General features: G+C 61.4%; 13 protein-coding genes. 7 read left to right on the forward strand and 6 right to left on the reverse strand.

Going from position 1 to position 13,077, the window contains the following annotated elements; translation table 11 throughout:
• Positions 1-131 precede the first annotated feature (131 nt).
• Together EOC06_RS13985 and EOC06_RS13990 are read left to right on the forward strand one after the other, a co-directional pair.
• Positions 132-581: a GatB/YqeY domain-containing protein gene (locus EOC06_RS13985; protein WP_013530126.1), complete on the forward strand. Its 450-nt coding sequence runs from the start codon at positions 132-134 to the stop codon at positions 579-581.
• 127 nt (positions 582-708) lie between these two features.
• On the forward strand, positions 709-1,023 hold the full coding sequence (locus tag EOC06_RS13990) for a hypothetical protein (protein WP_127321387.1): 315 nt from the start codon (positions 709-711) through the stop codon (positions 1,021-1,023).
• 45 nt (positions 1,024-1,068) lie between these two features.
• On the opposite strand, the gene EOC06_RS13995 is transcribed toward EOC06_RS13990, so the two are convergent.
• A complete protein-coding gene (locus tag EOC06_RS13995; RefSeq protein WP_128308042.1) occupies positions 1,069-2,043 on the reverse strand; it encodes a LysR family transcriptional regulator in 975 nt (324 codons plus the stop codon).
• 101 nt (positions 2,044-2,144) lie between these two features.
• Between EOC06_RS13995 and EOC06_RS14000 the strand changes: the two genes are divergently transcribed.
• From EOC06_RS14000 to EOC06_RS14010, 3 genes are all read left to right on the forward strand, one after another.
• Entirely contained in the window at positions 2,145-2,930 is a 786-nt protein-coding gene (locus EOC06_RS14000) for an alpha/beta fold hydrolase (RefSeq protein ID WP_128308043.1), read from the forward strand.
• Between the two features lie 277 nt (positions 2,931-3,207).
• Positions 3,208-3,453 carry a hypothetical protein gene (locus EOC06_RS14005; RefSeq protein WP_023809680.1) on the forward strand — a complete coding sequence of 82 codons (246 nt, stop codon included), beginning with the start codon at positions 3,208-3,210 and terminating at the stop codon, positions 3,451-3,453.
• Positions 3,454-3,497: 44 nt separating this feature from the next.
• Entirely contained in the window at positions 3,498-3,713 is a 216-nt protein-coding gene (locus tag EOC06_RS14010) for a hypothetical protein (protein ID WP_127326277.1), read from the forward strand.
• Positions 3,714-3,868: 155 nt separating this feature from the next.
• On the opposite strand, the gene EOC06_RS14015 is transcribed toward EOC06_RS14010, so the two are convergent.
• The 4 genes from EOC06_RS14015 to EOC06_RS14030 all read right to left on the reverse strand — a co-directional run bounded on the left by EOC06_RS14015 (position 3,869) and on the right by EOC06_RS14030 (position 9,785).
• A complete protein-coding gene (locus EOC06_RS14015; RefSeq protein WP_128308044.1) occupies positions 3,869-5,689 on the reverse strand; it encodes a DUF190 domain-containing protein in 1,821 nt (606 codons plus the stop codon).
• A gap of 480 nt (positions 5,690-6,169) precedes the next feature.
• Positions 6,170-7,087: an NADP-dependent oxidoreductase gene (locus tag EOC06_RS14020; protein WP_128308045.1), complete on the reverse strand. Its 918-nt coding sequence runs from the start codon at positions 7,085-7,087 to the stop codon at positions 6,170-6,172.
• A 499-nt stretch (positions 7,088-7,586) separates the two neighbouring features.
• Entirely contained in the window at positions 7,587-8,561 is a 975-nt protein-coding gene (locus EOC06_RS14025; protein ID WP_128308046.1) for a hypothetical protein, read from the reverse strand.
• Positions 8,562-8,990: 429 nt separating this feature from the next.
• On the reverse strand, positions 8,991-9,785 hold the full coding sequence (locus tag EOC06_RS14030; protein WP_127326281.1) for a GNAT family N-acetyltransferase: 795 nt from the start codon (positions 9,783-9,785) through the stop codon (positions 8,991-8,993).
• 279 nt (positions 9,786-10,064) lie between these two features.
• Between EOC06_RS14030 and EOC06_RS14035 the strand changes: the two genes are divergently transcribed.
• Entirely contained in the window at positions 10,065-10,778 is a 714-nt protein-coding gene (locus EOC06_RS14035) for a DNA helicase (RefSeq protein WP_128308047.1), read from the forward strand.
• A 19-nt stretch (positions 10,779-10,797) separates the two neighbouring features.
• On the opposite strand, the gene EOC06_RS14040 is transcribed toward EOC06_RS14035, so the two are convergent.
• Entirely contained in the window at positions 10,798-11,751 is a 954-nt protein-coding gene (locus tag EOC06_RS14040) for a hydrogen peroxide-inducible genes activator (RefSeq protein WP_128308048.1), read from the reverse strand.
• 263 nt (positions 11,752-12,014) lie between these two features.
• Here EOC06_RS14040 and EOC06_RS42495 point away from each other — a divergent pair.
• A partial coding sequence (locus tag EOC06_RS42495; RefSeq protein ID WP_306462350.1) for a peroxidase family protein occupies positions 12,015-13,077 on the forward strand: 1,063 nt, incomplete at its 3' end.

A 13,077-nucleotide genomic window follows, 5' to 3' on the forward strand; every position in this document is an offset into this window, starting at 1 on the left:
GTCAATGATCATGCGAAATGCCGCCATGTTTTATTTCACCTAGCAAAATCAGTGGCTTGCTCCGGCACATCAGGGTTTGCCTTGGCCCGCCCGCGGCGCTATTGTCCGCGCCGATCGAAGGAGAATGCACCATGCGCGGCAAAATCGCCGAATCCCTGAAGAGCGCGATGAAGGCGCAGGACAAGCACCGGCTGCCGACATTGCGGCTGATCCAGGCGGCTATTCACGACCGCGACATCGCCAATCGCGGTTCGGGCAAGGAGCCGGCCAGCGACGAGGAGATCCTGCAGATCCTGGCCAAGATGGTGAAGCAGCGCGAGGAATCGGCCAAAGCCTTCGACGACGGCAAGCGGCCCGAACTCGCCGCGCAGGAGCGCGGCGAGATGGAGATCATCCGCACCTTCCTGCCGACGCAGTTGGACGATGCGGCGGTGACGGCTGCGGCGCGCGAGGCGATCGCCGCGACCGGTGCGGCCAGCCAGAAGGACATGGGCAAGGTGATTGCCGCACTGAAGCAGAAATATGCCGGCCAGATGGATTTCGGCAAGGCGAGCGGCATCGTCAAGGGTCTGCTGCAGTAGGGTGCTGCTCATCTCGTCGCTTGGGTGGCCGACCGGGCGGAATCCAGATCCGTCCGGAATCCAGGTCCAGGGATTGGAACCCGGATATCGCCGAGATGTTTATCCGTCATGCAACTGGAGAGATGTCATGACTGAGAACGAAACCCGCTATGAAACCGGTGCTACGAAATATCCGGCAAAGACCGATGCCGACGCTTCCGATGAATTCTCCCAGGATGCGGCCGCCAACAAGAAGCCCGCCAGCGGAATGGGGCTCACCCGCAGGAAGGATGAAGTAGAAGACCGCACCCGCCAATCGGAGGGACAAAACCCGCCAAGGCAAGTCACGCCGAGCGCCGCAACCGAAAAGACGTCCGGCGCCGGCCCCGCTATCGCGGAGCGTTCAAAGGACGCCAAGGCTCCGAAGAGCGGCCGCCAGCCTGGAGCGTATGTCAAGAAGTGATCGCTGGACGGGACCCGAGAGGTCCTGGCATTGCACGGCCGGTCATCAGCGACCGGTTTCCACTTGCGCCTTTCGCGACAGGTTGGTCGGTATCTGTCCGGCGGGCCTGCTCGGCTCCAATGCACGGCGCAATGCCGGCGCTTCCTGCTGGATATGATCCCACAGCCGGTTGGCGATCGGCCCATGCGGTCGGTCGCGGCGCCGCGCCACCACCAGTTCGTCGGTGCGGCCCGGCAGATGGCGGCCGGCAATGGATTGCAGGCGCCCGTCATGCAGTTCTTCCTCGATCAGGAAGCGGGGCAGGTGGCCCCAGCCAAGGCCCTGCAGGATGATCTCCTTCTTCATGCCCTGGTCCGCGACGAGGCATTGCGGCGCGCCTTCGATCAGCGAATAGTTTTGCTGTGGCGAATGGCGGGCGCTGTCGCGCATGACGCATTGGGTGAGTGCCTGCATCTGATCCAGAGTGATCGGCTGCTCGATACGCCCGGGCAGAAAGCCCGGCGCCACCACGGGAATGAAGGACACCTTGCACAGATCGACCCATTCCACCCGCGCATCGCCCTTGTCGACCCAGTGCAGGATCAGATCGGCTTCGTCATCGAATAGACGCTCCCATGGGCCGCCCACCGCTTCGAAATGCAGATGCAGGCGCGTGCCTGGGCACTGTGCGAAGAACCGCCCGAGCATGCCCAGCACATGCGGGCGCGGGCACAGGTCGCCTATCACCACGTGGATCTCGCTTTCCTCACCCATCGCCAACTGGGCGGCATGGACGCGCAAACCATCCAACTCGCGCAGCAGCGATAGCGCTCGGCGGTGGAACGACAGCCCTGCCTCGGTCGCACGCACGCGATAGCCGCTGCGGTCCAGGAGGCAAAGGTCGAGTTGTCGCTCCAGCTTGGCGACGGCGGCGAACACCGCCGGGTGCGAGCGATACAGCATGGCCGCCGCAGGCTGAAAACCGCCGGTGCGGACCACTGCATCGAAGCATTGCAGGTCGTGCAGGGTGAATTCGGCCATGTCAGTTTTTATTACAGAGATTGTTCTATCTTTGTAATATCAACAAAATTGCTCCACGGCTAGGGTCTGTCTCGTTCAACGTTCCAGAAGGAATCTTCATCATGAATGAGCTGAATTTCGCCACGACGGGCGACGGCACGCGCATCGCCTACCGCTTCGATGGCGAGGCAAGCAAGCCGGTGCTGTCGAATTCCATCGGCACCACGCTGCACATGTGGGACAGGCAGATCGGCGAATTGTCGAAGCATTTCCGTGTCCTGCGCTACGACTTTCGCGGCCATGGCGGATCGAGCGTTCCGGTCGGCGCCTACTCGCTCGACCGGCTTGGCCGCGACGTCATCGAGTTGCTCGATGCGCTCGACCTGCAACGCGTACATTTCCTTGGCCTGTCGCTCGGCGGGTTCGTCGCGCAGTGGCTCGGCATCCACGCGCCCGAGCGGATCGACCGGCTGATCCTGAGCAACACCTCGTCCCATCTCTCGCCGGCAAGCTATTTCGACGAGCGGATTGCCGCGGTGCGGCAGGCGCCGGACATGTCGGAAACCGCAGAGACGTTCCTGAGCAACTGGTTCCCCACGTCGATGGTTGCCGCCAACGAGCCCGTGGTCGAAGAGTTTCGCACCATGCTGCTGGCTATCGACCGGCAAGGCCTGGCGGCTCTGTTCGCAGCGGTTCGCGACGCCGATCTTCGCCGTACCGTAGCACTGATACCGCGGCCGACGCTGGTGATCGCCGGTCAGCACGACACGGTGACAGCAGCCAGCCACGGTGAGATGATTGCCGCAGCGGTGCCCGGCGCGAAGCTTGTAGTGCTGCCCGCGGTCCATCTGTCGAACATCGAATATCCGGCAGAGTTCATCCAGGCTGTGGTCGATTTCCTGCGCTGAGCTGGAGCGCGACGGAAAGGCGTCCGGCACCAGTCCGGCGGTCGCCGAAACGTTCAAAGGACGTACTGGTTCAGAAGGCGGGGCGGCGGCCTCGGTCAACGTGAGCGCCTCGGTGAACCGAGCCATCTGGCGAAAAGCTTATTCAACGCCTTCGGAACGATCCCGTCACCTCGCCATTATCAGCACGAGAGCCGGCTCGGACAGGCAAGCGCCGTGACCCGACCTTAGAGGCGGCCGATGACTTTCGAGCGCCAACACGAACACGCCGGAGGAAGCGATGACTGGACGCAAAACCCATGACCAACAAATTCGCATCATTGAAGAGCGGGAAAACACAAAGAATGCCGGCAAGGATTTCGATTCAGAGGCGGATCTGAAACGATCAGCGGCGGAACGCGAAGCGCTGCGCAAGGGATCGGACATGAGGACCGACACGCCTGACCTCGTCGATCCGGACGACCGCAACATCCTTCGCGGCAAAAATCAGGAAAGCGTCCATCACAAAAATCGTCCTGACGACTAGATGAGCACCGATCCTGGAACATTTGTCATAGATTGGAGGCAGCCATGGCACGCGGGAGCAAGAAACACATCGGAGCAGGTTCGCAGGGAAAGGGTTCTGGCACAGGCGCCATGACCGTAACGCCAAAAGACAAGCTTGAAGAAAACAAAGTGCTGTCCAATCGCGACAAGGCACAGCATTCCAAAGAACGCGGTTTGGACTCCAGGCAGATCGCGACCGAGCAGCACCAGGATCATGCCGCCAACCGTTTGCGAGACTGACGCCCTCGGCGCGCCAGCCTCGGCAAGGTTGCTCGCAAAGCCGTCGGATTCGTTGCCGTCGCTATTTTCGGGCCAGAGCGCCTGGATTTCCTTCGGCAGCGCACGACGCGATCCCAGCGCCGACGAAGACGACCGAGTAGATCATTCCGGTCTCTTCAAAGTGTAGCCTTCATCAGCGCCTCTTGGGCGGCGATCTCGTGGCCGAGAACATCCCAGTGCTCGATGTGTTTGTAGACGATCACCTTGTTCCTCAGGAGCCCCCCATGGGTGCAGCAGAAATCTTCGAGTTGCTCACGGTCCGCGATCAGTTCGACGCACATGGTCAGATCGGGATTGGGAATCTCCACGCCCTCCTGCTGAAGCTTCCCATGGTTCGAGTATCCGAAATGAGTGCTATGCGCGACGGCATTCATGATACCGGCGGCCTTGGCCTGCATGACCAACTCCCTGTAGAGGGGCTTGCCACTGCCGAACCAAGCAGCCTTGCCGACTGCTTTCTCGCGCGGCTTCATGTAGATGCGAACCATCCCAACTTCGCGGGAGGTGAGCTTGTGGCTGGTCATGACGGTAGGCCTTTCCTGAAAGTTTGCGGTTGTCCGGAGGGAGCGCAGCCGTGCACGGCTAATGAGGTCGCCCATGGCTTGGGCGTTCATGTCGCGCATGTGGCGAACGGAAATATCCGGCGGAATGTCATTGGCGGCGACCGTCTTCGGCACGCCGACCCGTTGGGAGAGATAGATGCTGGAATGGCCGCTACAGAGATAGGCAACGAAGCAGGCGACCGCCAGATAGACGGTGTGTGTGGCCCCGAACAGTTCGATGCCCATGATCATGCAGGCGAGCGGTGTATTGGTTGCGCCAGCGAAAACCGCCACGAATCCAAGAGCTGCGAACAGGTCTGGCGGTGCACCGAGGACGCCTGCAACCGCACTGCCGAGGGCCGCGCCGATGAAGAACAGAGGCGTGACCTCACCGCCCTTGAAGCCTGCGCTCAGGGTGACGATGGTGAAAAGCCCTTTCCAGGCCCAGCTCCAGTAGTCGATATGATCCGGACGGAAGAAGCCAAGGAGCGTCACGTCATCAGGATTGGGGGACCAGACGCCCAGGCCGAGATACTCCCGTGTACCAAGGAGGTAGACGAGACCAATCAGCATGGCACTCGCCAGCACGGGCCGTAGCGGAGCGTAGGGCAGGATTGTCTTGTAGAGTGAAGACGCTTGATGAGAGAGTTCTGCAAAGACGTGTGCGGCCAGCCCAAAGGCGACGCCAGCGATCACCACCTTGAGCATCAGAAAAGCGTCAAGATGGAAGCCGATCCCTTTGCCGACACCGCCGAGATAGGTGATCGAGTAGTGGACGTGGCCGATGCTCCAGGCATGGCAGGTCCAATCGGCAACGACCGCCGCGAGCAGGGCTGGCAGCAGCGCTTCATATTGCATCCGGCCGATGGTGAGAACCTCCAGGGCGAAGACCGCTCCCGCGATCGGCGTGCCGAACACCGCCCCGAAGCCCGCCGCAATACCTGCCATCAGGAGGATGCGGACGTCGGCAGGAGGCAGCTTGAATACCTTGCCACATGCGCTTGCCAGGCTGCCACCAAGTTGGACGGCCGTACCCTCTCGTCCGGCCGAGCCGCCGACAAGATGCGTCATGACAGTGCTCACCAGGATGAATGGAGCCATGCGGAACGGCACGCCGCCGCCCGGTTCATGGATTTGATCGACAATGAGATTGTTGCCGCCTTCGGCGGACTTCCCGAAGCTGCCATAGGCCCAGACCATGGCAACACCCGCCACCGGCATGCAGAAGATCAGCCAGGGAAACGCGAAGCGAAGCTCTGTCGCCCTGTCGAGGCTCCAGAGAAATAGTGCAATCAGCGATCCCACCGCGACCGCCATGGGGACAACGGTCATGATCCACTTTGTGAGACTGCGGATTTGCTGAAAACGGAGGCCGAAAATCGATGCCGGCGTCATGCGTGCGACGCTCCGTCGAGGACGGCACCCTGATTGGGAGAACACAGAAAGTGAATTCCAGGCACGACTCTACTCCTTCGCGTGGCTCGCGTTGAGTAGGAGTCATCAGCTTCATCGGGGAAGCGGTACGGCGTAATGCCCGGCAGAATCCATTACCGTGTGGACGTGGATAAGTCATGCTTGGCAAGGCTGTCAACTGCAATCACGGCCGTCACCGTGAGATGGCACAACGCTTACGCATCATCGCCTCCTCATTGAATTCATGTCTGGTTTCGAAACGATGCTTGGGGACAATCGTTTCGCTATCTGTCGCTAAAATTGGCTTGGCGGCCCGTGATCCGGCTCTGCTTCCGGAATCCACGGAACGCTCTTGGTTGCGCTGCCGGCATGATGGTCAAGACTGTCATTGGCTCGACAGTCGCGACGGCGACGCGCGGATCGGATAACCCGTTCCAGAGGGACGGCAGAAGCACCAACTCGCTAGGCGGAAACCTCAAGCACGATCTTGCCACGCACATGCTCATTTTCCAGCCGTTCTTCCGCTTTGGCGACCTCTCCAAGAGGGTAGGTGGCTTGCACGAAGGGGGTGACCTTGCCGGCCTCGATGAGGCGGCCGATCTCGGCAAGATGCGCCGCATTCGGTTCGGCCAGATAGGAGACGCCACGCGCCCGGCGCAAATTTGCCTTTTCCTGCGACGGTTCGGAAAGAGTGGAAACGAGCGTCCCGCCAGGTTTGAGCACCTCCCAGGAGCGGTCCTGCGTGTCGCCCGCGACAAGGTCGAACACCAGGTCGACCGCATCGACGACCTCTTCGAAACGCTGGTTCTTGTAGTCGACCGTCTGATCGGCGCCGAGCTCACGGACGAAAACCACGTCCTCGGCGGAAACGGTTGTCGCGACGAACGCGCCCGCGGCCTTGGCGAACTGGATCGCCAGATGACCGACGCCGCCGGCGCCGCCATGGATGAGAACCCGTTGCCCGGATTTGAGGCCGCCATGGTCGAACAGGCCCTGCCATGCAGTGATGCCGGCAAGCGGCACCGCCGCGGCTTCGACATGGCTTAGACGATCCGGTTTCGCAGCCGCCTCCGTCGCCTTGACCACGACAAATTCGGCATTGCCGCCCCGGTCATGACCAAGCATCGCAAATAACGGGTCGCCCTTCTTCAACGTATGCGCCCGCGTGCCGCAGATTTCCACCGTGCCGGACACGTCGCGCCCGAGCGTGACCGGCAGGGTTTCGCTCGTCGAACCTTCGCGGATCTTGTAGTCGATCGGATTGACGCTCGCGGCGCGAACCCTGAGCACAACCTCGTCGTCAAGCGGTTGAGGCAAGGGGACTTGATCGATCGAAAGAACCTCAGGTCCGCCAAAAGCATGGATGCGGGCTGCTTTCATGTCGGCATATCTCCTGTTGCTTGGCTGTCGGCGACGGTGTCTGCTGGGCTGTCGTCAGCGGCTGTGCAGCCCAGGTTGCGAAGGCAGGCACACCGGTTTTCCAGCGGGCCACCGCCGCTGCAAGGTCGCCACTCCTGCTAGGCCGTAGAAAGCGTCGGCGGGTTTTGATTCACATGGCGGCAAGGCTACAACCAGACTTGCTGGCTTTCTAACTGGGTAGCAGGCCGTTGGTTCCAACCACCGCAATCGGCTGAACGTGGTGCCGGAAATTCTCTCCTCGGCCAGAGCATTCAACCAGTCTGATCCATCCGGCCCTTATGCACACAGCTGTTTTGAGTAGCGACGCCGAGGAGAGAGGCGGGGCCGAAGCTGCTGGCGCGCTGACCTTGGAGAGCGGATTGAATCATTGCTGGTGGGTCGCAGGGCCGCCGATCAATGCGTTCGCACGACGAACATAAAGCAGCACGGTCTTAATCAACGCGGCGGCGCTATGCGGACTTCAAGACGCTTCGCAGATCGGCAGCGGCTGTGGCGGCGGTGCCGGATGATCCTTCCTGTATTGGGCGATGATCGGCTCAAGGGTCTTTCTCGGCCAGAATTTCGGTGTGCCGATTTCCTTCAGGCAGGACGCGTTCCAGTAGGCGCCCGGCTGTGAACGGTCGGCTGCGACCGCGGTGATGTCGCGCGATTCCGGGTAGATGTAGAGCGTCGTCGGATTGTCCTTGACCATCGGGATGATCCGCTTGGCATCCGCCGGCGACCAGCTGGTGCAGCCATTGCTGCGACCGCCGGCATAGTCCACCAGCTTGCCGAACGGCACGAAGCCGTCATGGTCGGCGTGCGAGCTGTTCGGGTTTTTGCGCAGGCACATGCCATGCAGCACCTGGGCGGCGTGACCGCCGATCGCCCGCTGCCTGGCGTTCGCGGCTTCGCCTTCGCCGTCGAACTGGATGAAGGTGCGCTGGAAAACCGCGTCCTGCTTCGCGCCGGTGCGGTAATAGCCCTTGAACGAGGTTTTGGCCTCGCTGGTCATATAGGCGCCGCCGGCCGTCAACGATGAATCCATCGCATTGCCGAAGTTCTTCGCGCACCGTTTGCCGTTTGAAAAATCGACGACGCCTTTCAAATTCCGGCCGCTGCCGTGGCCTGACGAAATCGCGCGAAATGATTGGCTGGCTTCGCAGATGACGTAGTAGCGGCGGCCGAGCACGCCATTGCCCAGATCGCTGGGGCGTGTCGCATCCATGGCGAAGTAGCAGGGGTTCTTGACAGCGCCTTGCGCGACCTTCTTCCGGTAAAGCGCGCGAGCTCGTTCGAGGACAATTTGCGAGATCTGGCCGTCGCTGTCGCCGACATGAGCCTGCAGCCAGGCTGGAACGGCAGATGGTGCGGCAAAGGATCGGGCCGATACCGCCACGGCGATGACGACGAGAAGGCTGGCGACGACACCCAGAGAAACAGATCTCAACCGCACCGGATCAATTCTCCTTGTCGAAGCGTTTTGTGATGTTGCCACCAGGAATCGACCGTAGAGGGTCTCGCATTATCAGGCGAAACACATCTTGTTTAGCGCACCCAAAAGGAAGGCGGCACATATGGGGCTGCTTTCGACCCGAAGCCGAACTCGGGGTGCCAACAGAGAGTGAATTTACATCGAAAAAAAGGAACGGCGCCGACGAACACGACGGCCGCCGCCGCAGCAAACCAATACGACGAACGTGGAATACCGTGGTCTGCTTTCTCTCCTCGTATTCTTATGAGCATAGCCAGTCCGACCGAGCACAAAATAAAGCCCGCAAGGGCCGAAAAAATAAATAGATACATACCGGCCTCCACACCAAGTTGGGCACCCCGGTGGTGAATGGCTGACGCTTGGTATCGGCACCGTATGGCCAGATTCAGATTACCGGGTGTAGCGTGCGCTTCCGTTCGGCGTTGCCGCCCCGCACACGAGCGCTGGCTCGGGGCGAAGTCCGCAGGTCTCGACCATTCGCCGGGAGGGAATATTCGTCGCCGAAACAAGTTCGTAGATGTGCGTCGCACCGAGATCGCGGAACACGCTGACGATGATGCGGGCGTTGATGTAGCTGCCAAGCCCCTTGCCTCGCTGCTCTTCTGCTACCGCAACAAGTCCGCCCCAGGCATAGCGGTGATAACAACTGTACACATTGTGCGGCAGATAGCCGTGTGCGGCGGCCACGACGGTTCCTTTTTCGTCTCCGATAGCGACGGTGGTTGCCGGCCCGCAAGCTCCGAGCAGCAGCGAGCCGGAGAATGGAACAATCCCGGCCGCCGCCATAAGCGCCTGGAGGTGCTTCATAGGCTCACCTTCTGGATCGTCCGGTTGTTCCAGTTCGGCCAGGCCATCGGGCAGCGGTCGGGAAAGGATAGCTTCGGAAGCAGCAAGAGCGGTCACGCGGTCAGCGAGGAAGACATTCCATGTGTCGAAACGACAATCTCGCTCAGACAGGCGAGACCTGATCTCATCCACTTTCTCGCTTGGAATGAGGCGAAAGCCGCAGGCCCGATCACGGCTCAGAAACGCGTCGATCATCTTCCACCCGAGCCGGTCTGGGTCATCGCAGCCCATCATGCGTCCGTTCTGGCACGCGCCGGGCGTCGCATTGATGAAGTCGGCGCTTGCCTCGGCCTGTGCCTGCAGGTGCTGCTGCATCTCCGTACCGAAGTAACCTACCATAGGATGTCCCCGTATAGAGAGCACTCTAGCCAGCTCAGGGCGTCACGCCAACAGCCTCATACATCCAGAGCCGCCCTACGTGCTTGGCTACCAAGCGTCAGTACGCGATTTTCGATCCGCAGGGATTGAGCTATCATCTGATTCTGGCGCGGCCCACGCCACCTCCCTCCGCCGGGAAAGCATCGTTCATGCGGGGCGCTATCCAATCACCGAACCGACTGTTCGAGCACTTGGCATAAGGAGGGGTTGCAAAAACGGCTCGCACCAGGAGGTTTTGCGATGAAGCTGTCCGCGCCCATCTACCATCTCAAGCGTCAAGCCAGGCTTTTGTCTCGCGAGGGCAAGATTGCGCTGCACGAAGCGCTCGACCGTGTTGCAGCACAGGAAGGTTTCACCAGCTGGAGCCTGCTTGCCGCCAAGGCAGCCGAGGCGGCGCCCGCCGGCATGCTGTTTGCGCAACTTGCGCCCGGCGACCTGGTTCTGGTCGGTGCCCGACCCGGACACGGCAAGACGCTGATGAGCCTCGAACTCGCGGTCGAAGCCATGAAATCAGGCCATCGCGGTGTGTTCTTCACGCTGGAGTATACGCAAAGGGATGTGCTGGACCGGTTTCGCGCCATCGGGGCGGAGCCGGTGCAGTTCAACGACCAGTTCACATTCGATAATTCCGACGCCATCAGTGCCGCCTACATCGTCAAGGCATTGGGTTCGGCGCCGCGCGGCACGCTGGTGGTGATCGATTATCTGCAACTGCTCGATCAGAAGCGGGAAAACCCGGAGCTGATGGCGCAGGTTCGCACGCTGAAGGCCTTTGCTCGCGACAGGGGATTGATCCTCGTCTTCATCTCGCAGATCGATCGGTCATACGATCCGGCGAAGAAGCCATGTCCCGATATCGGCGATGTGCGGTTACCGAACCCTCTGGACCTGTCGCTGTTCGACAAGACCTGCTTCCTGAACAAGGGCGAAATCCGGTTCCAGGCGGCAGGCTGACGATCCGGTCAGCCAGCCTTCATTGGGCCGCTGCCGGCAGCTTCAGAGGCTGCGCAACCGATGTCGAACTGTGCTGCGCGCGCAATGCTTCGGCCGCCTGGCGAACCACTTCGGATATAAGCAGCAGCTGTTTGGCGATCGGGCTTGTCTTGCGCCAGATCATGCCGATCGTCCGCGACGGTTGGGGGTTGGCGAAATGGGCGATAGAGACCGCCGCCGAGCGCGTCTCCACCGGCACGGCCATTTCGGGGATCAAGGTGACGCCGACGCCGGCGCCGACCATCTGCACCAGGGTCGACAGCGAGCTGCCGTCCAGCAACTCCCTTGGGCGCACCGAATGCATGTTGCAGAACGACAGCGCCTGGTCGCGAAAACAATGGCCTTCCTCGAGCAGGAGCAGCCGCATCTCGCGCAGCATTTCGCGGTTGGGCACCGGCTTTCCCTCATCCTCGCCGGGCCGGACCAGCACGAAGTTCTCGGCAAACAGCACGATTTCCGTCAGCGACGCTTCCGATACCGGCAAGGCGACGATGGCCGCGTCGAGCCGGCCGTCGGCCAGTTCCTGGATCAGCTTCTGCGTCTGCGTTTCGCGCACGTGGATATCGAGCCCGTCATGCATGCGGGCGAGGTTGCCGATGATGGCAGGCAAAAGGTAGGGTGCGATCGTCGGGATCACCCCGATGCGCAACCGTCCCACCAGCCGGTCGCGCGAGGCGCGGGCCAGATCTGTCAGCTCATCCACCGAGCGCAGGATGTCGCGAACGCGCAAGGCGAATTCCTCGCCGAAATTGGTCAGCCGGACCTGGCGTGGCCCTCTTTGGAAAAGCTCCGTGCCAAGCGTTTCCTCCAACTCCCGGATCTGCACCGAGATCGCGGGCTGCGAGATCGCGCAGGCATCGGCGGCACGGCCGAAATGATTGTGCCGCGCCAGCGCCTCGAAATAACGCAACTGCTTCAGCGTCAGGTTTGTCATAATGTCATCTTATCGCTGTAATCAGGAAATCCAACTTAAATTAATGAAGCGGCTTTGCTATAGGAGTCGCAACGAAGATGAGGAGCAGCCGGGACCGCCTGGTGAGGCGCATGCCCGCAGCAATAGGACATCCAACATATTCGGTCGCGTATCGGGCATATGGTCATCGCGCCAGCCATGAAACGGACCGCCTCGAGGGACATCCAACGTCCCTGTTCACGCAGCAGTTGAACAGCTCAACACAGCCACGATCGGAGAAGAACATGGACGCACAGACCGATGATCCCAGCGCCGGCAAATGCCCCGTTGCGCACGGATCCTCCAGCAGGAGCAACCGTGACTGGTGGCCCAACCAACTCGATCTCGGCGTTCTCCATCAGCAATCGAACCTTTCGGATCCGATGGGCGAAGAGTTCGACTATGCCGAGGAATTCAAGTCGCTCGATCTCGATGCGGTGATCAAGGACCTGCACCAGGTGATGACGGATTCGCAGGAGTGGTGGCCGGCCGACTTCGGCCATTACGGGCCGCTGTTCATCCGCATGGCCTGGCACAGTGCCGGCACCTACCGCATCGGCGATGGCCGTGGCGGCGCCGGGGCCGGCCAGCAGCGTTTTGCTCCGCTCAACAGTTGGCCGGACAATGCCAATCTCGACAAGGCGCGCCGGCTGCTGTGGCCGGTCAAGCAGAAATATGGCCGCAAGATCTCCTGGGCCGACCTGCTGATCCTCACCGGCAACGTCGCGCTGGAATCGATGGGCTTCAAGACCTTCGGTTTCGCCGGCGGCCGCGCCGACGTCTGGGAACCCGAACAGGACGTCGATTGGGGTTCGGAAACCAAGTGGCTCGACGACAAGCGCTACTCCGGCGACCGCGAACTCCAGGGCCATCTCGGCGCCGTCCAGATGGGATTGATCTACGTCAATCCGGAAGGGCCGAACGGCAGACCGGATCCGCTGGCCTCGGCACGCGACATCCGCGAGACCTTCGCGCGCATGGCCATGAACGACGAGGAGACCGTGGCGCTGATCGCTGGCGGTCACACCTTCGGCAAGACGCACGGCGCCGGCGATGCCTCGCTGGTGGGTGCGGAGCCGGAAGGCGCCGGCATCGAGGCGCAGGGCCTCGGCTGGTCGAGCAAGCACGCCTCCGGCATTGCAGGCGACGCCATCACCTCGGGCCTCGAGGTGACCTGGACCACGACGCCGACCAAGTGGAGCAACAACTTCTTCGACAATCTGTTCAACTTCGAATGGGAGCTGACCACGAGCCCGGCGGGAGCGCATCAGTGGACGCCCAAGGGCGGCGCCGGTGCCGGGATCGTGC

The organism is Mesorhizobium sp. M7A.F.Ca.MR.362.00.0.0 (assembly GCF_004023175.1).
GTDB lineage: Bacteria > Pseudomonadota > Alphaproteobacteria > Rhizobiales > Rhizobiaceae > Mesorhizobium.